The organism is Alteromonas sp. 4NS20-0143 (assembly GCF_057542855.1).
This window is the reverse complement of the sequence record NZ_BAAJLR010000014.1, coordinates 26,260-51,483: the sequence shown is the minus strand read 5'-3', so window position 1 is coordinate 51,483 and position 25,224 is coordinate 26,260. Positions and strand designations below refer to the sequence as shown.

The following is a 25,224-nucleotide window of genomic DNA, read 5'->3' as shown; positions in this document are numbered from 1 at the left end:
AGCACTACCTATCACACTTCCATATATAAGTGCTCATATCAACTGTGCGATTTAGGTAGGCTTTACGTTATCGAAAAGCAAAAATTACAGTTTAAATCGGTTGGCTATTTCCATTATTGCCAAACAGCTGGCACGTAAAGATTGGCTCGATGCCGCCAGTTCGTCGGCTGTGCGAAGACTACTGTCCGCAGCCCCCGATAACGCGTTTATTCGCATGTTCGCTTCGTTTGCTGCTTCGGCTTGTTGTTCGGTAGCGCGGGCAATCTCACTACTCATATCTGCAATATCCGTCATTAATCGGTCTGCTTCTTTTAGACTTTGATTGGCTTGTGTGGCCCTTTCTACGGTTTTTGATGATGCCGACTGACTGACCGTTACGGCGTTTACCGCACTTTTCGCATGGTGCTGCAATTTCTCAATCATGGTTTGAATTTCATCGGTACTTTGCCCCGTTCTGCTTGCTAGTGTACGAACTTCATCGGCCACAACAGCAAAGCCTCTGCCTTGTTCGCCGGCTCTAGCCGCTTCAATCGCAGCGTTAAGTGCCAATAAGTTGGTTTGATCAGCGATGCCTCTAATAACATCAAGCACAGCACCAATGTTCTCGGTTTGGGCTGCAAGTTCAGTCACTACAGTCGACACACTTTCGATATCGGCGGTGAGGGAGCGAATATCATCAACAGTACTTTCCACCACCGAGGCGCCGTGCTGCACATTACTTCTAGCGCTACTCGTGCTTTTTTCAGCGGAGTCTGTGTTTGAGCTTACATCGTTAATTTGGGTAGTCATTTCTTCCATAGCAGCAGCCACTTGCATCATATTTTCGTTTTGCGTTTGGGCTTGTTGATTACTGCTATCACTGGAGTTTTGCACGAGCTCAGCTTGCTCATTAAGCAGTGAAATATTGTCGCGAATTCCAATTAGCGACTGGCGCATTTTATCGGTGTACTGATTAAAATAACGAGCAAGGCGCGTGACCTCGTCTTGACCACTCTCAGGCAGCATGCGGGTTAAATCTCCCTCGCCTTGAGAGATGTCTTTCATACGTTCGGTAATTTCCTGCACCGGTTTGGCAATGCTACCGCCTATGATGTACACCAAGGCCACCACCAAAATCACGCTTACCATACAAAACACGATCATGAGGTTTCGCATATGGGCGTATTCTTCATTTAAGTGTGTGAGGTAAATACCTGACCCAATCGTCCAGCCCCAAGGCTTGAATTCCTTCACATACGAAATCTTTTCTGTGGGCGCATCTTCACCAGGGAGAGGCCAAACGTAATCGACAAAACCATCGCCTTGTGCTTTTACACTGTTAGCCATATCAACAAAAAATGCTTTGCCGTTACCGTCTTTAAAAGTGCGAAGGTCTCGTCCGTCTAATTGTGGTTTTAACGGGTGCATCACCATGGTGGGCGTGGAGTCTTGGATCCAAAAGTAATTGCCGCCGTCATACCTTAGCCCTTTCACCGCAGCGAGGGCTTTTTCTTTGGCTACCGTCTCATCGGTTTCCATTGCGGCAAAGGTATTAAGCATGGTGTGCACAACTTCAACCAAGTGCTTATTCTCATCGTAGGATTTTTGTTTTAGGGCATCGTAATGCTTCGTTAAAATAATGCCGGTTAAAACAATGAATAAAAGTGCAATAAGGGCAACGATCATTCCAAGCCGCTGAAATAAACTAAAGTTTCTTAACCACATAATACCTATACCATTTCTACGTTATTTTTTGGCGTTTGCTATCACAGTATTCACGGCGTCCCGTCTGCCTTGCGATGATTGTGTTATCCGGTGTGTTTAACACCTGATAAATAAGTGTAGTCGCTTTTTTTGAGACTATTAATATTTGTAATTAAATTGAAACTGAAACGTTAATGGTGGGTCTTTTTGAGCTAAGACGTTGAGTGGCAAATATGCTGCGATAGTTTGTATTAAAGTTAGCGTAAACAGGGCGTTGTGCCGCTTTTTTATGTGCTATTATCCGCCGAAATTGGTTGTCACCTTGATCTTCATCGCACAGTGTGAAGTTTAAACACCATATAGGCTAAAAAGTGAAGTATCGACTTCACTTGTTTTCTCGCGTTTTCCATGTAACCGTAGGTGATATTTTACGGCGGAAACGCTTTTCTTGTTACAGCTATTTCTACGAAAGGGTTGCAATGCTCATAAACGATACACTCCATACAACTTCGCCACTACGCCAGCGTATCAGAGACTACTACCGCATCAGCGAGTCGGTAGCAGTCGACCAAATACTACCTATTGCAGAGGTTAATCCTCGCGCGAGAAGTAGGGCGTGGGAACGAGCAAGAAAGATGGTGCTACAAATCCGCCGCGAACAGCAGGGGCACGGCGGTGTAGACGCACTGTTAAACGAATATTCGCTCTCCACCTCAGAAGGTGTGGTGTTAATGTGTTTGGCCGAAGCGCTATTGCGTGTGCCAGATAGAGACACACAAGATGAGCTTATTCGTGACAAACTGTCCAAAGGGCAGTGGACACCGCATTTAGGGAACTCAGATTCTCTATTTGTTAACGCATCTGCATGGGGATTATTGTTCACAGGTAATATGGTGAACTACGCAGATAAGCGTAAGACCGAACAATTCGGCTTATTGAAGAAAACGCTGGGCCGTTTAGGCGAGCCGGTAATTCGTCGCGCAATGAACATTGCGATGCGCGTAATGGGTCGTCAGTTTGTTATGGGCGAAACCATTGAAGATGCAGTAGAAAGAGCGAAAGAGAAAGAAACGAAAGGCTACGTATATTCATACGACATGCTTGGCGAAGCAGCCCGCACAATGGGCGATTCAGACGGCTATTACGACGCGTATGTCAAGGCAATAAAAGTCATCGGAAAAGCCGCAAAGGGCAGAGGCCCGAAACGTTCACCTGGCATTTCAGTTAAGTTATCTGCTATTCACCCTCGCTTTGAATTTTCTCACCGCGAACGTGCAATGGAAGAAATTCCTCCGCGCTTGAAAGCATTGTGTTTAATGGCAAAAGAACACGATATTGGCCTTACAGTGGATGCTGAAGAAGCAGACCGCCTAGAACTGTCTCTGGATATCATTGAAGCCGTCTTCCGCGATGAAGATTTAAACGGCTGGACAGGGTTTGGCTTAGCCGTACAGGCTTATCAAAAGCGCGCAATTCACGTTATTGAGCATTTGCGAGAGCTTACCCTTGAAGTGGGCCGTCCATTAATGGTGCGCTTAGTAAAAGGCGCGTACTGGGACACAGAAATTAAAATGACACAGCAGGCGGGCTTAGAAGAGTTCCCTGTGTTTACACGTAAGTCATCAACAGACGTGTCTTATCATGCCTGTGCCAACCGCCTACTAGAGTATCGCGAAACCTTGTACCCTCAGTTTGCAACGCACAACGCCTACACTGCGTCTGTGATTATAGAACTGGCAGGGGACGACAAAGAAGGGTTTGAATTCCAGTGTCTTCACGGCATGGGCGATACCTTGTACGACCAAGTTGTGAAAGAAGATAAAATACAGTGCCGTGTTTACGCTCCAGTCGGTGAACATGAAGACTTGTTGGCATACCTAGTGCGCAGACTTCTAGAAAACGGCGCTAATTCATCCTTTGTAAATGCAATTGTCGACGATGAAAAACCGGTGGAAACGCTGTTAGAAGACCCGGTTGAAAAAACACAGCGATTAAAAGTGCGCTACAACAAACTCATCAAAACGCCTCGTGGTCTATACGCCCCAGAGCGCGACAACTCGCGCGGTTTGGATTTAACCGACACTAACGCAGTAACGGCACTTAAGCATGAGCTAGAGCGCTGGCAAGATTACTATAAGGTAACTGATGGTGTACCCGAGGGCGCAACAGCGGTAGTAAGCCCAGCAGATAAAAGCGATATTGTGGGCTATCACTATTACGCTAAGTCTGACGATATGGTTAAAGCCCTTGATGCCACCAACGCTGGGTTTGACGCATGGTCGAAAAAAGACGTTAGCGAGCGTGCAGAAATACTAGATAGAACTGCCGATGCCTTAGAGCGTCATATGGCGGAACTCATCGCTATTTGTATGCGCGAAGCGGGTAAGGTTGCCCAAGACAGCATTGATGAAGTGCGAGAAGCGGTAGATTTTTGTCGCTATTACGCGGTAAGAGGCAGAGAGCTTGCCGAAGATCAGCGTTTAGTGCCTCGTGGTGTTGTACTGTGTATTAGCCCGTGGAACTTCCCTCTGGCCATCTTCTTAGGCCAAGTTGCTGCTGCACTGGTAACCGGTAACACGGTTATTGCTAAGCCGGCCGAGCAAACCAGTATGGTTGCTAAGCGTGCTGTAGATATCATGCACTCTGTAGGTCTACCGGAAGACGCTCTTAAGCTTATCATCTCGCCAGGAAAAGAAGTGGGTGACACCCTGCTTCCTGATGAGCGAGTGAAAGCGGTGATGTTTACTGGGTCTACTCAGACCGGTACATTAATTTCGCAAATGCTTGCCGAACGTGGTGGTGAGCAGGTGCCGCTGATTGCCGAAACCGGCGGTCAGAACTGCATGATTGTGGATTCAACTGCACTGCCAGAGCAAGTGGTTGATGACGTTATTCATTCGGGCTTCCAGAGTGCGGGTCAACGCTGTTCAGCACTTCGAGTGTTATTTGTACAAGAAGATATTGCTGATGAGCTAACTGAAATGTTAGTGGGCGCTATGAAAGAGCTTACCGTTGGTGAGCCAACTCAGCTGTCTACCGACGTAGGCCCAGTTATTGATGAAAAAGCGCTGAAGAGTCTTACCGATCACGCGTCATATATGGAAGGCAAAGCTAAAATATTGCATCGTAACGACATTCCAGCAGGAGTTGAAAACGGAACGTATTTCGCGCCAACGCTTTACGAAATTGATAATATCGACGTGCTTGAAAAAGAAGTATTTGGCCCTGTGGTACATATGGTGCGCTTCAAGTCTAAAAACTTAGATAACGTACTAGAGCAAATCAACGGCACTGGCTACGGACTCACCATGGGTATTCACTCGCGTATTGAAGAGCGTGCCCATGAACTTGCTGCGAAGAGCCGTGCGGGTAACGTTTATATTAACCGCAATATGATTGGAGCCATTGTTGGCGTACAGCCTTTCGGTGGTCGCGGTCTGTCAGGTACGGGTCCAAAAGCAGGTGGACCAAACTATTTGCCCCGTCTACTTATGGAGCGTGCAACACCTAAACCATCGCATATCGACGATGTTGACGGTACCGATGAAGCTCTTGTGGGCGATGAGCAAATTGCAGAGCGTGCTCACGTGATGATGGACAAAGCGAAAGCGGTGGAAATTCAGTGGCGTCATACTGCACTAAACGACCGTATTTCTATGGTTCGCCAGCTGTTAGCCAAAATTGCTAAAGTAGATATTGTTGATGACTTAGCTGACGATTTGAACAGAACGTTAGCAACAGCACGTCAACAGTTAACCAGCATCGAACGCAAGTTAGCTAAGCCGCAGGAGTTACCGGGGCCAACGGGCGAGTCGAATAGACTATACCTGGAGCCGCGCGGAATTCTTGTCTGTTTCGCCGATAAAGAAGTGACCTTTGAGTACTGGTTACTGTCTATCGTTACGGCATTATCAACAGGTAACCCTGTTGTGTCAGTAGTGTCTAAAATCTTCTATGAAGAAGCCGTAGAGATTCAGAACAAGTTTGAAGCCACTGGCGCGCCTAAAGGGCTTTTCCAGGTGGCACGTCTTGCACACTTAGACACGCTACTGATGGACGAAGACTTATCGGGTGTGGTTGTTGACTCAAGCACAGAGCGTACAGCTCGTATCACTGCAATGCTCTCTTCAAGAGAAGGGGCAATCTTGCCGGTAATCAGTGCGGAGTATAACGATAACCTTATTCAGCGCTTGGTAACGGAAAAAGCTATTAGTATCGATACTACAGCGTCAGGTGGTAATACATCGTTAATGACAATGGTAGAAGATGACGAGTAATCATTAATCTACAGCATGTTATGTGCACATACTAAAGAGACAAAAAAGCCAGCGTAAGCTGGCTTTTTTATGTCATAAAGCGTGATATCAGATAATACCGGTCCGCATAGATAACTACATCCATTCACTACTGCGACGTTTTCGCTTGGGGAAGTAGGTGAGTAGTACGCCTAATAAAATACCGCCACCAGCAACAAAGCCGCCTCGCGTGAACCACATGACCAACTCATCTTTGTTGGCACTTTCTACCTTGTCGGCCAAGTTAACAATTTCACTAGCCTGAGCTTCATTCTCTGTAGAGAGTTGAGAAATTTGCTGGCGAGCATCGTTTAACTGCTGGCGAAGGCGCGCATTGTCCGATTGAGATGCTTGCAGTTCAGCCTGGTTCTCAGCCAATTGCTCGCTGATAATAGGTAGTTTTTCTGCTCGCGACATTGTATTTGATACAAACTTGCTTTCTACCCATCCCTCGCGACCATCGTCGTCGGTAATTTCAGTAAATTCAGCATCGCTATCTGTTGATACTACCGTTATTGGTGTCCCTGCCTCTATTGAGCCAAGAATACGGTAATTTCTGCTCGGTCCCGTATGCATAAAAATGAACAAATCATCTTTGATGTAGTGAGATGATGATGCTTCCAATTCAGGGGTGTCTTGCAGCGCTAAGGCTTGAAAAGAACACGTGAAGAGGGCTACGGCTAACCACTTTCGAATCATATGAAGTCCAATTGCTCGTTTAAATCATAAAGATGGTATTGGTTGACTGACATAAAGGCAAGTTTGTTCATGCATTGAGTGTTGAATACCGCCTGCAAATATTGCCAAAAAGTAGTGACAAGGGTAAGGTGTTGTATCTTCAGATGTACCTGCATACCTGTATTTTCAAACGCATAACGTTTCCATGTAGCGTGGTTTTTTAAAAGTAGAGCCACTGATAATGGAAACCAGAGATTTCCAAAAATAAGCCAAACTTGAAATAACATGACCGAAAAAGTGACCGATAAAAAACAATGTCCGAAATAGAATTGAAATTTGTAACCGGTGCACATGCGCACCACCAGTTTTCTGAGCGCGTACTCCCGCTTTTTGACAAGCATCAGGTCACGGTAATCTCGCACAAAGAAATGCGATTGGAAAACGACTACTACGACACTGAGAAATTTGATTTTCAGCAAAAGAAAATGGGATTTCGCGTGCGAGGAAACAACGGTCGCTACGAACAAACCCTAAAAACTAACGGCGTAGTGAGTGGAGGGCTTCATACCCGCTCGGAATATAACGTCGACTTGCAAAACCCGAAGCCAGATTTAAGTCTGTTTGATGCCTCGGTTTGGCCGCAAAACTGGGATGTTGCTAGCAAGAATGCCAGTCTTTCACGCCAGTTTAGTACGCACTTCACTCGCCATGCCTATGAAGTTGAGGTTGATGGCAGCAGGGTAGAGGTTGTGCTCGATTGCGGTGAGGCAATGACTGACAAAAACAGCTCTCCCATTAATGAGATAGAGTTGGAATTGCTCGATGGTGATGTGGACAGTCTTTTCACGCTAGCGCTATTGATAAACAGTAATATGGAAGTGAGGCTAAGCGATGTGTCTAAGGCCGCTCAGGGATATCAGTTGCTGCATGGCTTCAATGCGAAAATTCGACCATTACCCGATTTTCTTGCGCTAGAAGATGCAACTTCCACCGAAGACGCGTTCTGTCTTGCTGTACAAATAGCCCTATCACATTGGCAACATCACGAACATGTGTTTTGCGAAAGCGGCTCTATTAAGATGCTGGCTGAGGTAGCGAAAAGCATTCACTTATTACTGCAAAGCGTATCGCTGTATTTGCCAATATTGCAATGCCCAGAACTGCTAGCCTTGCACAAAAAGCTTATTGCTTATGCGCAACAATGGAGCTGGCAGGACGACCTGCAAAGCCTTCGTTACTTGCTATCTAAAAAAAGTCTGTTCAGCAAAACCCTAAGTAAACATCCTGCCATTGTGAGTTATTTACATGGGCGAAAAACAGGCCTAATGCATGCCCATCAGCCAAAGCAACTTTTCTTCGATAACGATGCTACCGATATTAAAATTGAAGCTATTCGTTTGGTGCAGCAAAAGCCTTGGCAGGGACGCTCTACCGGTTACGACCATAGAGTACTAGATCACGCTAAAGGGTGGTTATCTCAAGGGTGGCAGACTGTTCAGCAAAGCATGCCGCTAAATAAAACCATGGGGCCGGCCAATTATTCCGCGGTGGAAGTCATGCTTCGTCAAACCCTGTGGAGTGGTTTCTTACTTGGCGACTTATTTGTAGAAGAGCGGGGCAATTTCAGAGCACCGTGGCTAGATTTACTCACCGGTATTGACGAGTTAAACGCCTTATTAATGTTACATAAATCTATCGATGATGCCGAGGTTGAGTCTCAGGATGAGTTGCGTAAATGGACGGCGCAGAAACTGACTACGCTTATCATTATTATGGAGCGTACGCGAAAAGTAGCAATGCAACGAGACGTGTATTGGTAATGCGTGCATTAGTAAGCTCTCTGTGTGCAATCCACAGATCTTTTTTTCTTTAATTCACACGGATAGGTGATAATGATGACTTTTTCGATTCAAGATTATTGTGTACTTTTGCTGCTGGTTATTTACCTGCTAAGCCTGGGCTTATTTTTACGCCAGCAAAGGCAAAATAAGGGCGCCGGATGGCTGTTGGCAGCGCTATTGTGCTGGCCGCTATTTATGACCGATGAATGGATAAGGATAAGCGGGCTCAACGAGCTTGCTGTGCTGTATGGTTTGTCTGATATTTTCGCCGTTATTGCTATTACGTGTTGTTATCGAGCTATAAAGCCAATGCTGTACCTTCAACCTTCTGCAAAAAAACGGCTGTGGTTGCCTGCGGGTATTACTGCACTACTTCAGGTAGCGGCATTACTCATACCCGCAACAGAAAAACAAAGTTGGCTGATGGCATCACCCATTGGCGACCCGTTAGTGTTATGGCCAGCGTATGCGGCACCATTAGTAGCAGGCTTTAGCGTGTTGTTAATTGGGATATTGATTACTGAACATATGCAAACCTACCACCGACACCTACCTGAGCAAGCGGTGGATATTGGCGAATTTAAAGTAACAGGTCTTGCCAGCGTGATGGGCATTACGGTGGGCATTGCTTTCATGAGTATTTTACTGGTAACTGCAGCCACCTTTGGCTTTTTTCAGCTTGCGGCGTGGGAGAGTTATTACCATCTCATGTTGGGAGCGGCACTGCTATCGATATTGGTGTCGTTACTGTTTGCTCGCAATACGTCGCCATCCCCGTTCGACCATGAGCGTTTGGACGAGGGAAAGGCAACGCCTTACGAAATGAGCAGTATAATCTCTAAGGCTGAACGTCATACTATCGACAGCAAAGCCTATAAGGCTAGGCGGCTCACTATCGCTCGTTTTTGTGCGGAGGCGGGGTTAGATGCAACGACTCTTGCGATTGCATTACGGGTGTCTGATAAAAAAAGCTTTAGACGGTTTATTTACCATTTTCGTTTAGAGTACGCCAAGAAGGTGTTATTGCGAACCGACACCAAGGTAGCAGCAGTAGCGAAACGCTTAGGTTTGAATTCAGAAAAGTTCTTAAGCGATTACTTAGTTAAACATCTAACCAAAAACGGCAGCGGACAATAAGGGCAGCGGACAATAAGGGGCGCGGTAGGCGCTGTCCTATTAACGGCGTAAATTGGCCTTCTAGTACCCAAACGCCGAAGCAAGAATGTGGTGAGTGAAGGTTTTGCGTAAATAAAACCCCCGCGGTCGAGTTTTAATTTTCTCTCCCTCTACTCCTCTGGCCTCGGTGAGTACGCTACCATTCGCTGCCTTTGGGCGTATATGCAGTGCCGTGCCTTGCTTTGACGTTATCGATTCCACATGCCCGGTGACTATTTTTTCTGTTAACTCTTCCCAGTCTTGCCTAAGTATCTCGTCTTCTTTTTCGCTAGGTCGCCAATAAAACCCCGTGGCGACCCGTCTATCTGCAAGAGGGATTCGTCTGTCTCCTTCGATAGGAAGCCACAAAACTTGCTGCAATTTGTTGCGCACATTACAGGTTTCCCAGGTGATGCCCGGCTGCATTAGTAAAGGAGCAAAGCACACGTACGTGGTTTCAAGAGGCGCAAAGGCGGCATCAATGGGAATGGTTTTTAGCTCAATGCCAAGCTCTGGGAAATCCTGCTGCGGCTTAGAGCCTGCACTTGCCCCTAGCCATTTCTCTATCAGCATTCCTGGCCAGCCTTTATGGCGCTGCAGGTTGGCTGGAATAGCGACATTTGCCATACGAGCAAGTTCACCTAAGGTAAGACCCGCTATAGCCTGACATCGAGTGAGTAATTCGTCGGGAGTGTTAGGCGGCGACTTAGGAGGCAGCATTGTTATCGGAAATTCCTTGGTTGAGCTGAGTCATTGAATATTAACACTATGATTGGAGCATAGTTTGTGGAAGAATGAAAACATATTACCAGTATTGCGTACCCGGGAGTCTATGTGATAGATGCCGATGGATTCCGTGCGAATGTGGGTATAGTGATTTGCAACAAAATGGGTCAAATATTTTGGGCAAGACGTTATGGCCAACATTCATGGCAGTTCCCTCAAGGCGGAATTGATGAAGGGGAAACTGCCGAGCAAGCCATGTTCCGCGAGCTGCACGAAGAAGTAGGATTAACGTCTAAAGACGTGACTATTTTAAGTGTTACCCGTAATTGGCTTAGATATAAGCTGCCAAAGCGATTAATTCGACAAGGTAGTAATCCTGTTTGTATAGGACAAAAACAAAAATGGTTTTTACTGCAACTCGATTGTCAGGATCGTGATGTAAACGTATTAAAGACTGGTCACCCAGAATTTGATGACTGGAGGTGGGTAAGTTATTGGTACCCCATAAGAAATGTTGTGTCGTTCAAGCGTGATGTATATCGCAGAGTAATGAAGGAGTTTTCTCCTGTTGTTATGTCTGCACAACAGCGTGCTCCCCAGCGTCCGGGCAACGTCTCGACTAAACGCGGCAAGAAACGAAGACGTGGATAAACGAAGGCGTGGGTAAACAAACAGGAGTAACCGGTGAATACCCCTAGTAACTCAGGTGCAATGCTAACCACGCTTAAGCGTATCGTGCAGGAAATGAATCAAATTCCTGCACTTGATACCGCGTTGTTTCGACTTGCATCCAGGGTGAAGCAGACATTAAATGTCGACTCCTGTTCTATCTATCTCGCCGACAACGAAGCGAAAGTTTTCGTTCTCAAAGCCACTGATGGTTTACATCCAGACGCGGTTGAAAATGTTCGCATTGGTTTTACCGAAGGCCTAATTGGCCTAGTGGGGCAGCGCGAAGAACCCCTTAACATCGCTAATGCGCAGCACCACCCTCGCTTTAAGCACTATCCTGAAGTTAAAGAAGACAACTACAACGCGTTTCTCGGCACACCAATTACCAATCAGCGACGAGTGCTTGGCGTTATTACGCTCCAGCAAACCGACCTGCGACGCTTCAGCGAAGACGAAGAAGCATTCTTAGTTACGCTAGCGGCCCAGCTTGCTCTTGAAATCACAAATGCAGATATTCGAGGCGCACTCACTTTATCCCATACTGCGGGGAATATTGCTCAGCAAAAGAATGTTCGCGGTATAGCAGGCTCGCCCGGGCTTGCTATCGGCACAGGCTTTTCGCCTGACAAATCAATAAACTTAAAAAACTGGGTAGTTAAGCAAACTCGCTCGCCGGCCGAGCAAATAGCCCTGTATCGAAAAGGTGTTGAGGTAACCCGTGGACATGTCGATACGCTTTCTCAGCGTTTAGATGATGGGCTACCTGAAGACGTAAAATCAATATTCCAGCTTTATCACCATCTTTTAGATGCCAACAGTCTTGGCCGCGAAGTAGAAGAAAAAATACGCCAAGGGTGGGATGCCGCCTCTTCACTGAAAATGGTGGTAGAAGATTATGCTGCTCGCTTTCGCGCGATGGAAGACCCGTACATGCAGGAGCGGGCCATTGATATTATTGATTTGTCAGACCGAATTCTGGTTAACATTCTTCAAGAGCAAAACGGTCATAAAATAACGGAAAAAGCCATTGCGGGGCCGTGCATTTTAGTGGCAGACGAAGTGTCAGCTACCATGTTAGCCGAGTGCCCTCGAGATAAATTACAGGGCATTATTTCTGTTCGCGGCTCGAATAATTCCCATGCCGCTATTTTAGCCAGAGCCATGGGCGTCCCGGCGGTAATGGGGTGTCAGAGCGTATCGCCAGCGCTGCTTGAAGACAAAGAAATCTTGCTCGATGGCTACTCTGGTGAAGTCATTATTTCGCCAGCACGCGAGGTAAAAGCTGACTTTATACAGCTGATTGAAGAAGAGTCAGCAATCACAGAAAAAATTGAGGCTGAAGCCGATAAACCGTGTGAAAGTATCGATGGCTGTAGAATGTCTTTGTATATTAATGCGGGGTTATCTGCAGAGGTTGAACTTGATGCCGGGCAAATAGGTGCGGGCGTAGGGCTTTATCGTACTGAAATTCCTTTTATGCTTCGCGAGCGTTTTCCGTCAGAACAAGAGCAAGTTACCTTATACCGACAAATACTCGAAGCCGCGCCTGAGCTACCCATTACCATGCGTACTCTCGATGTGGGCGGCGATAAGCCGTTGCCTTACTTTCCAATTAACGAAGAAAACCCGTTTCTGGGTTGGAGGGGCATTCGCCTTACTCTTGATCACCCAGAGATTTTCTTAGTTCAAATACGTGCCATGCTGCGAGCTAATATTGGGCTTAACAACCTGCAAATTATGCTGCCCATGATCTCAACGGTATCGGAAGTTGTTGAAGCAAAGCGGTTAATCAACCAAGCGTTTCTAGAGGTATCTGACGAAGCCTCAGGCACTGACAACGTGATCAGTCGGCCTAAATTGGGCATTATGTTAGAGGTGCCGTCGGTACTTTATCAGTTGCCGCAGCTAGCTAAATACGTCGACTTTTTCTCAGTGGGAAGTAACGACCTTACCCAATACCTGTTGGCCGTTGATAGAAATAACACACGGGTAGCAAGCCTGTATAATAGCTATCATCCATCGGTGCTTGGTGCGCTTTACGACATAGTGCAAAAAGCCAATGCCAGTCAAACGCCGGTCACTATTTGTGGAGAAATTGCCGGTGAGCCAGCAGGTGCTTTATTGCTGATGGGAATGGGGTACCGCCGTTTAAGTATGAACGGGTTTAATTTACGTAAAATCAATTGGCTGTTGCGAAAAGTAACGCTATCAGAGTGTAAGCAGCTGCTTTCTCTCGCGTTAACGTCGTCCTCGCAGCAAGAGGTATTCACGCACATTAATGAATACCTAGAAACAAAAGAATTGGCTGGGCTCATTCGCGCGGGCGCCTAGCAGGCCTTTAGTTTTTGAAACCTGTGCCTTTTGAAACCTGTGCCTTATGAAACCTAAAGCTAAGATGCTTGTCACTAGCACGCCTACAGCGAGTGTTTCGACAGCTATGTCTTGTGATAGTCAGCCACTTAGGTAGAGCAGCACTGCAACTGTAAAATCATTTTCCATGAAGTCACATAATTGGGCTTTGGCTTACCTGCTCAAGGAGGGGGCAATTATGCTACCCTCATCAACGTTAAAAAAGTGAAGGACACTGAATGGAACCCGTCGTTATCATCATAATTTGCTGCGTACTATTAGGGGCAATAGTGGGCTTGCTAGCGGGTATGTTGGGCATTGGTGGCGGCTTAATCATTGTACCTGTGTTGTCTTACTTATTGGTGCATACACTTGGAATGACGACAGAGACAGTGATGCCGGTGGCAATTGCCACATCACTCTCCACCATTATATTTACCAGCATGTCATCTGCATTTGCACACTACCGGCTGGGCAATATCCAAAAAAACATCGTGTTGTTCACCGGCATTGGTATTGCCGTTGGGGCCATATTGGGCGCGCAGATAGCCAGCCGTATATCGGGTGAGCTGCTAAAAGACATCTTTGCGGTGCTTGTCATACTGATTGCGGCGCAAATGATCTTCGGCAAACAGAAGACGTCTGATAACACCGCTACTCGTTTTTCTCTTGCCGCGGTGGGCAGTGGGACCGGTTTGATAAGCGCCTTGATGGGTATTGGGGGCGGCGCTTTACTCGTGCCTGCATTGGTGTGGTTTCGAGTAAACGTGCGTTCAGCTATTGGCTGTGCGGCGTTATGCGGGCTGGTTATTGCCTTGTTTGGTACTGCAAGTTTTGTCATTACCGGATGGGACGCGCCAGATGTTCCTCAATACAGCTTAGGTTACGTATATTTGCCCGCGATGGCTGGAATTGTAACAACGTCGATGATTACCGCGAACATCGGTGCTAAACTCGGCCAAAAAGTGAATGTTCGCGTATTGAAAGCCATGCTAGCCTGCCTGCTAGTGCTGGTAAGTATTAGAATGATTTTAGGAATTGAATAATAAAATGGAACAGAGCAGTTATCTGGTTTTCCCCAGTATCGACCCCATTATTTTTAGCTTGGGACCACTAAGCGTACGCTGGTATGGCTTAATGTATCTCGTTGGATTTATCGCCGCATTTTTACTGGCACAAAAGCGTTTATCCCAAACGCCTTGGAATAGAGATCAGCTCAGCGACCTGCTATTTTGGAGCTTTGTCGGCGTTATTCTTGGTGGGCGTATTGGCTACGTATTCTTCTATCAGTTTAATCTGTTCCTAGACGACCCTCTCTATCTATTTAAAATTTGGGCAGGTGGAATGTCATTCCATGGCGGTCTCATCGGTGTATTAGCTGCTCTTGCGTGGCAGGCTAAGCGTATGAAAGCCACGTTCTTGGAACTGGGCGATTTTGTAGCGCCACTTGTTCCTATTGGTCTTGGCGCCGGACGCATTGGAAATTTCCTTAATGCCGAATTATGGGGAAGAACAACCGATGTGCCGTGGGCTGTTATTTTCCCTAGCGCTGGCAATGTGCCTCGTCACCCTTCTCAGCTTTATGAATTTGCCCTAGAAGGGGTGCTTCTATTTATTATTCTGTGGCTTTTCTCAGCGAAAAAACGACCGGTTGGCGCCGTCAGCGGACTGTTTTTATTAGGCTATGGCAGTTTCCGTTTTATTGTGGAGTTTTTCAGAGAGCCCGATGCACACATTGGTCTATATCAAATGGGGCTGAGCCAAGGCCAACTTCTCTGTTTACCTATGATTGCTTTAGGATTAGGATTGATTGTACGTGCTTATAAGGGCACCAAAAATAAAGATAAAACTAAGAAGATATAAGAAACGATGAAAGAATATCTCGCTCTCATGCGCCATGTACGCGATACAGGTGTGAAAAAGGAAGACCGCACAGGCACGGGAACGCTCAGCGTTTTTGGTTATCAAATGCGTTTTAATTTACAAGAGGGCTTTCCTCTTGTAACGACCAAAAAGTGTCATTTAAAGTCTATTATTCACGAATTGCTGTGGTTCCTTAAAGGCGAAACCAATATTGCCTACCTCAAAGAACATGGCGTTCGCATATGGGATGAGTGGGCAACGGATGAGGGCGAGCTTGGACCGGTATACGGCAAGCAATGGCGAAGCTGGGATTGTGGTGATGGCACATCTATCGACCAAATTGCCGATGTGGTCGAACAAATTAAACATAACCCCGACTCAAGACGTCTTATTGTAAGTGGTTGGAACCCAGCCGCTCTGCCTGATACGCAGTATTCGCCAAAAGAAAATGCCGAAATGGGCAAACAGGCGCTTCCGCCTTGTCACACTATGTTTCAGTTTTATGTACTTGATGGCAAGCTAAGCTGTCAGCTGTATCAGCGCAGTGGCGATATCTTTCTTGGCGTGCCGTTTAACATTGCAAGCTATGCGTTGTTAACGATGATGATTGCACAAGTGTGTGACCTAGAGCCTGGTGATTTCATTCATACATTAGGCGATGCGCACCTTTATTCAAACCACCTAGAGCAGGTGGAATTGCAGTTAAGTCGCGAACCGTTTGAACGGCCTACTATGGCAATCAATCCAGACGTTAAGGATATTTTTGGATTCAAATACGAAGACTTTGAACTTAAAAACTATCAATCTCATCCGCACATAAAAGCCCCCGTCGCTATCTGAGGAGATACAATGAGTACTCCCATATTGATTTGCGACGACTCCGGTTTCGCAAGGCGTCAGATGGCCCGCAGTATTCCCGACAGTTGGGATGTAGAGGTGTCGTTTGCCGAACATGGACAAGATGCCTTAACCCAAATTCGAGAGGGAAAAGGCGATGTGCTTTTTTTAGATTTGAATATGCCGGTGATGGACGGTTACGAGACGATGGAGATCATTCGCAAAGAAGATCTACCTTGTTTGGTCATTGTGGTGTCAGGGGATGTTCAAGAAAAAGCACGAGAGCGAATGTTGGCTTTGGGCGCTATCGATTTTATCCGTAAGCCCATTGATAACGCTAAGCTTATGCACATTCTTACCTCCTACGGTATTTATAGCGGCGACAGCCTTGCCACAGGTCGCGCAAGCCAAAATAATACCGAGAAAGCAAGTGCGACAGCGAAAAGCGAAGCGGTAGTTACTGAAGAAGAGAAATTAGACGCCTATCGCGAGATGGTGAACGTTGCAATGGGACGAGCAGGTGAAGACCTTGCTAAGCTGCTTGGTGAATTTATTGATTTACCTATTCCCAATGTTAACTTAATAGAGAGCAACGAACTCTCTATGGCCGTTGCAGATATTAACCGAAGCGATCGCGTTTCTGCTGTGTCCAAAGGGTTTGTTAGCGAGGGAATAAGTGGTGAAGCCTTGGTGATATTTAACGACACGAAGTCGCAGAATATCGTTGAATTACTGAAGTACGCTCCCTCTGCATCATCTGAAAACCTAGAGCTTGAGGCACTCATGGATGTGTCAAATATTCTTATTGGTGCCTGTTTAAACGGTTTGTCAGAACAGTTGGCAGTGGCATTTAGTCACACTCATCCCGTGTTGCTAGGACAGCACCAAGGCCTCTCTACGCTTTTAAGTGACAATGTGCATCAATGGGGCAAAGTCATGGCCGTTGAAATTGGCTATGCCATAAAAGCCAAGGATATTTCTTTTGATTTATTATTGCTGTTTCCCGGTGATGCAATGAATCAAATTTATGCGCGATTAATGAACACCGACAGGGAGCGTCAATAGCGATGCATAGCAGTGTGACTCTTTCTTCCACGCCTAATGTTGTTGATGAACTACTAGACTCTATCGAAGTGGGTATTGTTATTCTCAACAAGCAATTCGAAGTTGAAGTGTGGAATAAATTTATGGCAAACCACAGCGGCAAACGAGAATCGTCGCTGTTGGGCACCTCATTATTTGAACACTTTCCTGAAATAGATAAGCAGTGGCTAACGGCAAAAGTAGATCCGGTCTTCAGTCTTAAAAGCCCCGTATTTATTATTTGGGAACAGCGCCCGTATTTATTTAAGTTCGGTTGTAGCAGGCCAGTAACAAGTGCGGCGTCGCACATGTATCAAAACGTCACTATGTTTCCCCTTGTTGGCGATAACGGCAGTGTAGAAAAGTTCTGTATTTTGGTTTACGACGTGACAGAGCAAGCTCTTGGTAAACGAGGCATGGCAAAGCTCAATGAAGAGCTTAAAATTACAAGTCGGGTAGATGGTTTAACCGGCTTGTACAATAGACGTTATTGGCAAGAGCGGTTTGAAGAGCTTTATAAGCTCTCAAAACGCAGAAACAAACCCAGTACCGCAATGATGTTAGATATCGACCATTTCAAACGGGTCAACGATACCTATGGTCACCAAGCGGGTGATAAGGTTATTAAGATGCTGGCCGCGCTTATCAAGCGTTGCGTAAGGGAAACTGACCTGGCAGGGCGTTACGGCGGCGAAGAATTTGCCATTATACTTACCGATTCCACTTTAGAAAGTGCTACTCATGTTGCCGAGAGAATACGAGCCCTAGCCGAGCGTCTTGAAGTGGAGCACGATGGGCAAACCATTACATTCACCGTTAGCTTAGGCCTTGCACAATTTGAGCAGAATGTGAAAAGCCCTATGGTATGGCTAGAGCAGGCCGACCAAGCACTTTATCGCGCGAAAGAAAGCGGACGTAACCAGTATTGCGTTCACGCAGTTGAGTCTTAGCTAGAGTCGCAGCCAGAGGCCTAGCCAGAACTCTAGCTGAAAATGCAGCGTAGGCCTGACTCTGCATAACGTGTGCGGTATCGGTTATATCGACAATGTTCGTATCTATTGTGTCAGTATCTGTCGTGCTAGGATTCGCCTCGTTAGTAGAAGCTTTACGTTTTCGGCGCTAGCGGATTCTGCACGTTTTTAATGTGCTCGCGAATGCTGTAGAGGAACACTAGGCTTGGTATCACCATTACCGCAGTGAGTATAAAGAAAAGACTCCAATTTCCATTCAAACTATCCACAACAATGCCGCTGCTAGAGGCGACAAATGTCCTTCCTGCCACACTTAAAGATGCCATTAGCGCATATTGTGTGGCGCTAAAGGCGCGGTTACACAGTAGCGATATGAACGCAACCATGGCTACCGTGCTCCAGGCGCCTGTAAAACCGTCTACAACCACGGTAAAGGCCAGTAAAGAAGTAGAAGGCCCTGTTTGTGCTATTACTGCAAATAAAAGGTTAGACGCCGCCATAGCGATGCCCGCCACCATTAAGCCGCGATAAATGCCATAGCGTATGTTTACAATTCCCCCCAACAGCGAAAATACAATAGTTACCCACCAATTCAGCAGCTTTGAGTAGGTAGCAATATCACTGTTGGTAAAGCCAATTTCTTTATAAAAGACAATGCTCATGCGCCCGAGAAAGGCTTCGCCAATTTTAAATAGAAAAATAAACAACAAGAAGGAAAGCGCAAGCTTCACGCCGTTTCGTGCAAAAAACTCAGAAAATGGGCTTATTAACGTGCTCTTTAACCAGCGTGAAATCTTGTCTTGAGTGCTGGCGTTAGCATTAGCATCGCCAGTGCTAGTGCCCTCAGAATCTAAGCGGTCAAACAGCGCACTTCTGTCGATATCCGGCTCTTTGGCAAGTAACGTGGCTATAGCAAGTAGGGCCATTATTACGCCCAGCAATAGATAGATATTCGCCCAGCTCCAATCGGTAAGGTCGGCGAGGAAGAAAGGAATAGCACCTAAGCCTCCATAGCCTGTCCACCAACCTGCGGTTGCTACCGAAGACGCAGCTGACATTCCGTCTTTATCGTTTTCAGCAATACAGTCTATGCGAAAGCCATCAATGGCGATGTCTTGCGTGGCGGAGAAAATGGCGGTGAGTAAACCGACTAATGCAATATAGAAAAGGTGAGACGTTGTGGTTAGCTGAGACATCGCCAGACAGCACAAGACGATGCCTATTTGCATGGAAAAAATCCACCCCTTGCGCTGACCTAATCTCGGTGGCTTTACTTTATCCACCAACGGAGACCAAAGAAAGTTGATTGAATAGGTGGCGAAGATAATGCCAAACAAGCCGATTGCTGAGCGTGATAACCCGTCATCTTTCAACCAGGCAGACAGCACTGAGCCAATCATTATCCAAGGAAAGCCGCTGGCTATCCCGAAACAGAAAATACTCAAAAAGCGTTTGTCGTTATATGTTTTTATCGCGCTTAACAAAATACTGCCTAGTGATGCTCCAAGGCTTGGTATTGAGCCATGTAATCAATGAAATGGCAACATATGAGTGGTGTTTGCAGGTGCCTTATTTCGACATGGATTTTTTAAAAATGTGCATGTGCTTATGGAAGAGAAGATGTTGAGCAGTACGGTCGAAATAGTTTTGTGCTTGATGTGTGCAGGCTTTTTACAGAACTAAAAGAATTACATGAGGGAAGGCCTTGCTAGGGCCTTATGCCTACACAGTCTATGGGACACGTGCCTGCGTCCTCGAGAAATTTGACACAGGTGCGTAACTCATCAACTAAAATAGTGTCGTCTTTTAGTTTTTCTTCGTTCCAATAGTGAATTTGGTGCAGCACATGCCAGAATACTCGTTCTTTTTGCGTGTAAGGCTGCGTAAGTGTGCAATTGACCTGACCCCATTCTTCCATGCAGTCCCAAAAAAAGAGTTCGATCTCTTCAACCGGTAAGCCTTCATTCCAAAAAGCATTTAGGTAAAAACACAGTTGTTTTGACTTGGTATCAACAAAATCTTTGACAGTCATAATGCCCCAACCGTTTTTTTACTACTCAGCGTATTATAGTCCATTACATTACTACTGCTCTAGGTTAGGAGTTATTTTTTACGATGTTATCGATATGTAACTGATATGCGGATTTTTTTAGACTAATAGTAGATTCTGAAAATTACCAGCCCAAATAACGAGTCCATCCAATGGTGTTATTTGCAACTAGTTGTATATACGGGGTTTTCTGATTTTGGTTTAGACTAAAGACTGAATTTGAGGAGGGGAGTAGCACCTGTCGGTAATGCAGTTTTAAACTGGTTTTGGCGCGATTTCGGCGCATCACAACCGTACTATTTTCCCAATCGCTCAATCCGTCTATAGAAAGGTCGAGTACGGGAAACGAAGAATTAGCCACTAAGTCGCTAATACTTTTATTCACATCGGCCTCTGGCCAATAGGGGGAAATCGTGACTAAGCTATCTGGCTCAAATGCCAAATTATTGCTGGTGGCGTCCAAAAATGTAGCAGCCAGCATACCTTGCGCAACCACTAGCCGATAGCCTTGCACGTTTTGCAAACGGTTGTTTAAGGCAATAAGCTGCTCAGTTAACTTGTCTGATGTTTGTTCAAAATCAAAGTATTGAGTGAGGTTTGTACTTCGCGGATGAATAACGCTATTACCTTGTCCGCTACTGCCCGGCGCTTGTTCCGCTGCCGATGGATCTGCTGCCGCCTGAGTATCAGCCCCTTGCCCAGAAGTGTCGGCTGATTCTATGCCAGATTCTGTTGGCATCATATTGAGGTTAAAAGGGCTTATGACGACGCGCCATCCTTTCTCTGAGAGATAACCCGCAAGCTCCTTGCTTTGAGAGAGTGAAAAGCTGGAGAGAAAAGGCTCAACCAGTATAACGGCAACCCCTTGTGATAACGGGGTTTGAGGTTCAACTTCGATAATAGGTACTACGCGTTCGCCCACCAAAAGCTCTTGAACTTCGCCCAACGCAAACCCGTGACTGATATCGGTAAAGTAATCGCCAAAGGCCGCTTTAGGCGAAAAGCCCAGTGCAAGCAGGCACAGTATGGAGGCAATACATTTACGCATGTTTCAAAAAACCTTTCGGCTCACAATAGTAGTTAGATAGCAATGTATCGGCAAAACCATAAAAATCTAAATACCAAAGCGTATTTTAACCAGCAAGTTTGTCGTCTCGTTTACTCAGTAAGCCTCTTTTGGATACGTTTTCTATCTACAAAGGTTACTTTCTAAAAAGACTACTTCCTAAAAAGCTTCTTACCTGAAAACCCTTCTACCCAAAAAGCTTTACCGATGAAAACGTGGTTAATGGCGTTGGCTTGTAGTCACTAAATGGAATAGTGCTTTGAAAGTTGAGCCAGTTGTTCGATTTTGGGTGTTTTAAACTCAAGCTTTCGGCGTGCAGCTGCAGGCGGGTGGCCATGGCTAATGCTGCGTCGTGAGCATACAGCCTATCACCTAAAATTGGGTGGCCGAGTGAGAGCATGTGCACGCGTAGCTGATGAGAGCGCCCGGTAATGGGGCGTAGCGCAACCAGAGAGTAAGGCCTATTTTCGCTATCATATGCACGTGTTATCACATCAAAGTGTGTTACCGATGGCTTTCCCCGTTCGTGGTCAACCATTTGCTTTGGTCGGTTGGGGTAATCGACGATAAGCGGTAAATCTATCTCTCCGCTGTCGGCGTCAACATGGCCGTATACCCTGGCGAAATAGCGCTTTTTCGTTTCTCTAAGCTCGAACTGCTTGCTGATGGCGCGATGACTAAATTTAGTCAGCGCCATCACCATAATGCCAGATGTCGCCATATCTAACCTGTGTACCACAGTAGCGGTAGGCAACACTTTGTTAACGCGGGTAATAAGCGCATCTTTATGTGCTTCTATTCTGCCAGGTACACTCAACAACCCGCTTGGCTTAAGGGCAACCACCATAAAGTCATCTCGGTACAGGAAGTTGAGATACGGCGTATAAGGCGGGTTGTAAACAAACGGTGGATTGGCCATTAGGGATTATTCACTATGATACGAATGGCATCAAACTGCACATCGGCACCTTGAATAACTTTGTCTAGCGCACTCATTTGCTGCTCAATAAACACAATCTCACTGTCGCGTACGGCAGGGTTGCGCTTCTGTAAGTCTTTTAATCGCTGTATTTCACTGTTAAGCGTGGTGTGCATAGTGCTAAGCGCGTCGTGTAGCTTTTGATTCGCGGCCTGGTGTGCAAGTTTGCGCGTATTTTCTATCGCAATGCTAAGGGGCTGCTGTAATGCTTTTAACAATTGTGACGATATTTTCCGCCCTACTTTTCGTTTTACATCGAAGCTTAAATCCACAGGGTTACCTTGGGCGTCAAGGCATATGCGTACCGGCGTTTGCGGAAGAAAACGGCCTAGCTGGAGGGCTTTCGGTGCTTGAGCATGAAGTACAAACAATGCTTCTATCCAATAAGCGCCTTTCGGCAGGTCGGGGTCGGCAATAAAGCCCATACTGCTTTTACCGTGTACATCAGTAAGAACAACGTCAATCGCGGTGTGAACAAGAGGGTGGTCCCAACTTAAAAACTGCACATTTTCTAACGTCGTCGCTACGCGGCGCTTGTAGGTTACCGTCATTCCCTCAGGGTCTAACCCAGGTAGCTGACTCACCATTTGCTCTGTTGGCATAAGAATAAAGCAGTCGTTGCCTTTCTCATCTTGCTGAACGCCAATGGCATCAAAAACACGGCCCATAAAGCGCGAAAGGTCTTGCTCACTATCAAGGGCAATAATGTCCTCTAATAGTGCTTCAACTCGGCCTTCACCCGATGCATTAAGCTCAAGCAGACGATCTCTACCTGCTTCAAGCTGAGCAACTAGCTGACTGTTCAGTTTAACACTTAAGTTAATCAGTTCGTCTCTTGCCGTCATATCGCTAGGGTGCAGACATGCGCTCATCAGCAATGGCTTAACGTCGTCAAACACGCCAGACCCTGTGGGACACGTTTTTTCAAATGCATTTAAGCCTTCGTGATACCAATCTAGCAATACGTGCTGTGCGCTTTTCGCAAGATAGGGAACGTGAATGTTCACAGTTTGCGTTTGACCTATTCGGTCTAAGCGACCAATACGCTGCTCTAGCAAGTCAGGAGTAATAGGTAAATCAAACAGCACCAGGTGGTGGGCAAACTGGAAGTTACGCCCTTCACTGCCTATTTCACTACACAGCAAAATTTGTGCGCCATCTTCTTCATCAGCAAAATAATGAGCGGCTTTGTCGCGCTCAACAATACTCATGCCCTCGTGAAACACACTGTGTCTAATGCCCGTTTGCGTGCGAATAACTTCACCGAGTTCTTGCGCAGTGCGGGCGCTGGCGCAAATAAGCAATATTTTCTCTGGCTTAACGTCTTGCATGAAATCGACCAGCCAGCTAACGCGGGGGTCTAGTTTAGTCCAACTGTTTACCACGCTTGGCACACGTTCAGGATAAAGCGCGTTGAGCAAGTCGTCGCTGTTCACGGCCGCTTCATACTCTTGTGGCATGGCAAGCTCGTAGGCAGACAGTTTGCGCTCGGGGAAGCCTTCAATATTGGCGCGACGGTTTCTAAACAGCATACGGCCTGTACCGTGGCAGTCTATGAGTTGGTGTAAAAGTTCGTGTCTATTTTTAGAGCTGGTGAGGTCGCCAGCGTGTTCCATAACGTCAGGTGCAAAGTTGCAAAGGGTAGCGCGCTGTTTTTCGTTCGGTTCTGCGTCTGACAATAATGGAGCAACCGCATCGGCAAGCTGACTGTATTGCGATTCTTCGGTTAGAAACTCTTCGTAACTGTGAAAGCGTGCCGGGTCGAGTAAACGCAGGCGAGCAAAGTGACTTTCGTGACCTAACTGATCGGGGGTTGCCGTTAGGAGTAACACCCCAGGCGTGTTTTGGGCAAGCCCCTCAACACAGAGGTATTCTTGCGACGGCGCTTCTTGCGACCAAGACAGGTGATGTGCTTCATCCACTACCATTAAATCCCAATCTGCGGCCTGAACCTGCTGCTGTCGTTTTTCACTGCTGCTTAAGAAATCGATGCTGCACAGAACTAGCTGCTCACTGTCAAACGGGTTTATATCTTCTTCGTCCAGCGCTTCGCAGCGGCTCTCATCGAAAATAGCAAAAGGCAGGTTAACGCGACGCAGCATTTCTACCAACCACTGATGCATGAGTGAATCTGGAACTAAAATGAGAATGCGAGACGCTCGGCCAGTCTTTATCTGTTGGTGAATGATTAGCGCTGCTTCAATGGTTTTTCCCAAACCAACTTCATCGGCAAGAAGTACCCGCGGTGCGTGGCGGCCACCTACTTCAGAAGCAATGTGCAATTGGTGGGGAATAAGTGAAATTCGTGCCCCGGCAACGCCAATCGTATTAGAGCGCTGATACTCGTAATGATAGCGCAACGCGCTTTCTCGCAAATCAAACCATTTAGGGTGGTCGAGCTGTTGGCTAAACAAACGCTTTTCAGGTTGGTTCAAGCGAATGTGATGGTCTAGCATTGTTTCAGGTAGTCTTGCCTGCGCCTTCGTATCTTCCCGTAGACCGTGATAGATGAACACCCCTTGGCTTTCTTCTGATTCAGTCACCGTCATTTCCCAGCCGTCTTGGCTTTTTACGGTGTCGCCAATTTCAAAGGTGAGTCGCGTTAGCGGCGCTTCTGTTTTTGTATAGATACGCGCTTCGCCAGTGGCAGGATACAGCACCTCAACTGAACGGAAATCAATGCCAACAATGGCGCCTAATCCCAATTCGGTTTCTGTATTGCTTAACCAACGCTGACCAATAGAAAATTGACTGTCTGAACTCATAAATCACTCACCTTTTTGCGGGGGCGGTATTGTACGCATTGCATGCTAATAAGTCATTAATACTAGCTTATTTGGCACACTTTTCTGTTTATTCAGCAAGAATGGCACTTGTTAATGAGCAGCAACGCTTTCAATTTACTATGCGTTGCGAGGGCAGAGATTCTCCGAGAAAGTGTGGGGTGCTTGGTCGCACTCTTTGAAAAAATAAAAC

18 protein-coding genes are annotated in these 25,224 nt (G+C 46.4%); 10 read left to right on the top strand and 8 right to left on the bottom strand.

Features of this window, described 5'->3' with window-relative positions; genetic code table 11:
- Window positions 1–84: 84 nt before the first annotated feature.
- The gene (locus tag AC27HD_RS18360; RefSeq protein WP_032095653.1) at window positions 85–1,704 is read right to left on the bottom strand and encodes a methyl-accepting chemotaxis protein; all 1,620 of its coding nucleotides are present in this window, start codon (window positions 1,702–1,704) and stop codon (window positions 85–87) included.
- 458 nt (window positions 1,705–2,162) lie between these two features.
- Here AC27HD_RS18360 and putA point away from each other — a divergent pair, with 458 nt between their 5' ends.
- Window positions 2,163–5,960, top strand: a complete 3,798-nt coding sequence (gene putA / locus AC27HD_RS18355) for a bifunctional proline dehydrogenase/L-glutamate gamma-semialdehyde dehydrogenase PutA (RefSeq protein ID WP_487107705.1) — start codon at window positions 2,163–2,165, stop codon at window positions 5,958–5,960.
- 114 nt (window positions 5,961–6,074) lie between these two features.
- Here the strand turns inward: putA and AC27HD_RS18350 are convergent, their stop codons facing one another.
- Window positions 6,075–6,677: a TIGR04211 family SH3 domain-containing protein gene (locus AC27HD_RS18350; RefSeq protein ID WP_032095655.1), complete on the bottom strand. Its 603-nt coding sequence runs from the start codon at window positions 6,675–6,677 to the stop codon at window positions 6,075–6,077.
- A gap of 293 nt (window positions 6,678–6,970) precedes the next feature.
- Between AC27HD_RS18350 and AC27HD_RS18345 the strand changes: the two genes are divergently transcribed.
- Together AC27HD_RS18345 and AC27HD_RS18340 are read left to right on the top strand one after the other, a co-directional pair.
- Window positions 6,971–8,476 (top strand): CYTH domain-containing protein, encoded by a 1,506-nt coding sequence (locus AC27HD_RS18345; RefSeq protein ID WP_487107703.1) that lies wholly within the window; start codon window positions 6,971–6,973, stop codon window positions 8,474–8,476.
- A 72-nt stretch (window positions 8,477–8,548) separates the two neighbouring features.
- Window positions 8,549–9,634 carry a helix-turn-helix domain-containing protein gene (locus tag AC27HD_RS18340; RefSeq protein WP_487107701.1) on the top strand — a complete coding sequence of 362 codons (1,086 nt, stop codon included), beginning with the start codon at window positions 8,549–8,551 and terminating at the stop codon, window positions 9,632–9,634.
- Between the two features lie 60 nt (window positions 9,635–9,694).
- Here the strand turns inward: AC27HD_RS18340 and mutH are convergent, their stop codons facing one another.
- Window positions 9,695–10,372, bottom strand: coding sequence for a DNA mismatch repair endonuclease MutH (mutH, locus tag AC27HD_RS18335; RefSeq protein ID WP_032095658.1), 678 nt, complete (start codon window positions 10,370–10,372; stop codon window positions 9,695–9,697).
- Between the two features lie 114 nt (window positions 10,373–10,486).
- Between mutH and rppH the strand changes: the two genes are divergently transcribed.
- The 7 genes from rppH to AC27HD_RS18300 all read left to right on the top strand — a co-directional run bounded on the left by rppH (window position 10,487) and on the right by AC27HD_RS18300 (window position 18,132).
- Window positions 10,487–11,029 carry an RNA pyrophosphohydrolase gene (gene rppH / locus AC27HD_RS18330; RefSeq protein ID WP_032095659.1) on the top strand — a complete coding sequence of 181 codons (543 nt, stop codon included), beginning with the start codon at window positions 10,487–10,489 and terminating at the stop codon, window positions 11,027–11,029.
- A gap of 60 nt (window positions 11,030–11,089) precedes the next feature.
- Window positions 11,090–13,381: a phosphoenolpyruvate--protein phosphotransferase gene (ptsP, locus tag AC27HD_RS18325; RefSeq protein ID WP_032095749.1), complete on the top strand. Its 2,292-nt coding sequence runs from the start codon at window positions 11,090–11,092 to the stop codon at window positions 13,379–13,381.
- Between the two features lie 257 nt (window positions 13,382–13,638).
- Window positions 13,639–14,445 (top strand): sulfite exporter TauE/SafE family protein, encoded by an 807-nt coding sequence (locus AC27HD_RS18320; protein ID WP_032095660.1) that lies wholly within the window; start codon window positions 13,639–13,641, stop codon window positions 14,443–14,445.
- Between the two features lie 4 nt (window positions 14,446–14,449).
- Window positions 14,450–15,262 carry a prolipoprotein diacylglyceryl transferase gene (gene lgt / locus AC27HD_RS18315; RefSeq protein WP_487107698.1) on the top strand — a complete coding sequence of 271 codons (813 nt, stop codon included), beginning with the start codon at window positions 14,450–14,452 and terminating at the stop codon, window positions 15,260–15,262.
- A gap of 6 nt (window positions 15,263–15,268) precedes the next feature.
- Complete coding sequence (locus tag AC27HD_RS18310; protein ID WP_032095662.1) at window positions 15,269–16,102, top strand: thymidylate synthase; 834 nt, start codon at window positions 15,269–15,271, stop codon at window positions 16,100–16,102.
- 9 nt (window positions 16,103–16,111) lie between these two features.
- Window positions 16,112–17,164, top strand: coding sequence for a response regulator (locus AC27HD_RS18305; protein WP_032095663.1), 1,053 nt, complete (start codon window positions 16,112–16,114; stop codon window positions 17,162–17,164).
- Window positions 17,165–17,166: 2 nt separating this feature from the next.
- Window positions 17,167–18,132 carry a sensor domain-containing diguanylate cyclase gene (locus AC27HD_RS18300; protein ID WP_052010129.1) on the top strand — a complete coding sequence of 322 codons (966 nt, stop codon included), beginning with the start codon at window positions 17,167–17,169 and terminating at the stop codon, window positions 18,130–18,132.
- A 155-nt stretch (window positions 18,133–18,287) separates the two neighbouring features.
- Here AC27HD_RS18300 and AC27HD_RS18295 read toward each other — a convergent pair whose 3' ends face one another.
- From AC27HD_RS18295 to rapA, 5 genes are all read right to left on the bottom strand, one after another.
- Window positions 18,288–19,637, bottom strand: coding sequence for an AmpG family muropeptide MFS transporter (locus AC27HD_RS18295; RefSeq protein WP_487107695.1), 1,350 nt, complete (start codon window positions 19,635–19,637; stop codon window positions 18,288–18,290).
- Window positions 19,638–19,861: 224 nt separating this feature from the next.
- Window positions 19,862–20,185 carry a hypothetical protein gene (locus AC27HD_RS18290; RefSeq protein WP_032095666.1) on the bottom strand — a complete coding sequence of 108 codons (324 nt, stop codon included), beginning with the start codon at window positions 20,183–20,185 and terminating at the stop codon, window positions 19,862–19,864.
- A gap of 142 nt (window positions 20,186–20,327) precedes the next feature.
- Window positions 20,328–21,251 (bottom strand): DUF3530 family protein, encoded by a 924-nt coding sequence (locus AC27HD_RS18285; RefSeq protein WP_487107693.1) that lies wholly within the window; start codon window positions 21,249–21,251, stop codon window positions 20,328–20,330.
- A 205-nt stretch (window positions 21,252–21,456) separates the two neighbouring features.
- Complete coding sequence (locus AC27HD_RS18280) at window positions 21,457–22,188, bottom strand: pseudouridine synthase (RefSeq protein WP_032095668.1); 732 nt, start codon at window positions 22,186–22,188, stop codon at window positions 21,457–21,459.
- Window positions 22,188–25,013: an RNA polymerase-associated protein RapA gene (gene rapA / locus AC27HD_RS18275; protein WP_487107691.1), complete on the bottom strand. Its 2,826-nt coding sequence runs from the start codon at window positions 25,011–25,013 to the stop codon at window positions 22,188–22,190. Before rapA ends, AC27HD_RS18280 begins: the two co-directional genes overlap by 1 nt.
- Window positions 25,014–25,224: the final 211 nt, after the last annotated feature.

Excerpts from the sequence above, each read along its gene's own strand:
- AC27HD_RS18280 (WP_032095668.1), bottom strand. The coding sequence starts at position 22,188 with ATGGCCAATCCACCGTTTGTTTACAACCCGCCTTATACGCCGTATCTC.
- AC27HD_RS18285 (WP_487107693.1), bottom strand. The coding sequence starts at position 21,251 with ATGCGTAAATGTATTGCCTCCATACTGTGCCTGCTTGCACTGGGCTTT.
- AC27HD_RS18350 (WP_032095655.1), bottom strand. The coding sequence starts at position 6,677 with ATGATTCGAAAGTGGTTAGCCGTAGCCCTCTTCACGTGTTCTTTTCAA.
- AC27HD_RS18360 (WP_032095653.1), bottom strand. The coding sequence starts at position 1,704 with ATGTGGTTAAGAAACTTTAGTTTATTTCAGCGGCTTGGAATGATCGTT.
- lgt (WP_487107698.1), top strand. The coding sequence starts at position 14,450 with ATGGAACAGAGCAGTTATCTGGTTTTCCCCAGTATCGACCCCATTATT.
- rapA (WP_487107691.1), bottom strand. The coding sequence starts at position 25,013 with ATGAGTTCAGACAGTCAATTTTCTATTGGTCAGCGTTGGTTAAGCAAT.
- AC27HD_RS18290 (WP_032095666.1), bottom strand. The coding sequence starts at position 20,185 with ATGACTGTCAAAGATTTTGTTGATACCAAGTCAAAACAACTGTGTTTT.
- AC27HD_RS18320 (WP_032095660.1), top strand. The coding sequence starts at position 13,639 with ATGGAACCCGTCGTTATCATCATAATTTGCTGCGTACTATTAGGGGCA.
- AC27HD_RS18345 (WP_487107703.1), top strand. The coding sequence starts at position 6,971 with ATGTCCGAAATAGAATTGAAATTTGTAACCGGTGCACATGCGCACCAC.
- AC27HD_RS18300 (WP_052010129.1), top strand. The coding sequence starts at position 17,167 with ATGCATAGCAGTGTGACTCTTTCTTCCACGCCTAATGTTGTTGATGAA.
- AC27HD_RS18310 (WP_032095662.1), top strand. The coding sequence starts at position 15,269 with ATGAAAGAATATCTCGCTCTCATGCGCCATGTACGCGATACAGGTGTG.
- AC27HD_RS18305 (WP_032095663.1), top strand. The coding sequence starts at position 16,112 with ATGAGTACTCCCATATTGATTTGCGACGACTCCGGTTTCGCAAGGCGT.
- ptsP (WP_032095749.1), top strand. The coding sequence starts at position 11,090 with ATGCTAACCACGCTTAAGCGTATCGTGCAGGAAATGAATCAAATTCCT.
- AC27HD_RS18340 (WP_487107701.1), top strand. The coding sequence starts at position 8,549 with ATGATGACTTTTTCGATTCAAGATTATTGTGTACTTTTGCTGCTGGTT.
- mutH (WP_032095658.1), bottom strand. The coding sequence starts at position 10,372 with ATGCTGCCTCCTAAGTCGCCGCCTAACACTCCCGACGAATTACTCACT.
- putA (WP_487107705.1), top strand. The coding sequence starts at position 2,163 with ATGCTCATAAACGATACACTCCATACAACTTCGCCACTACGCCAGCGT.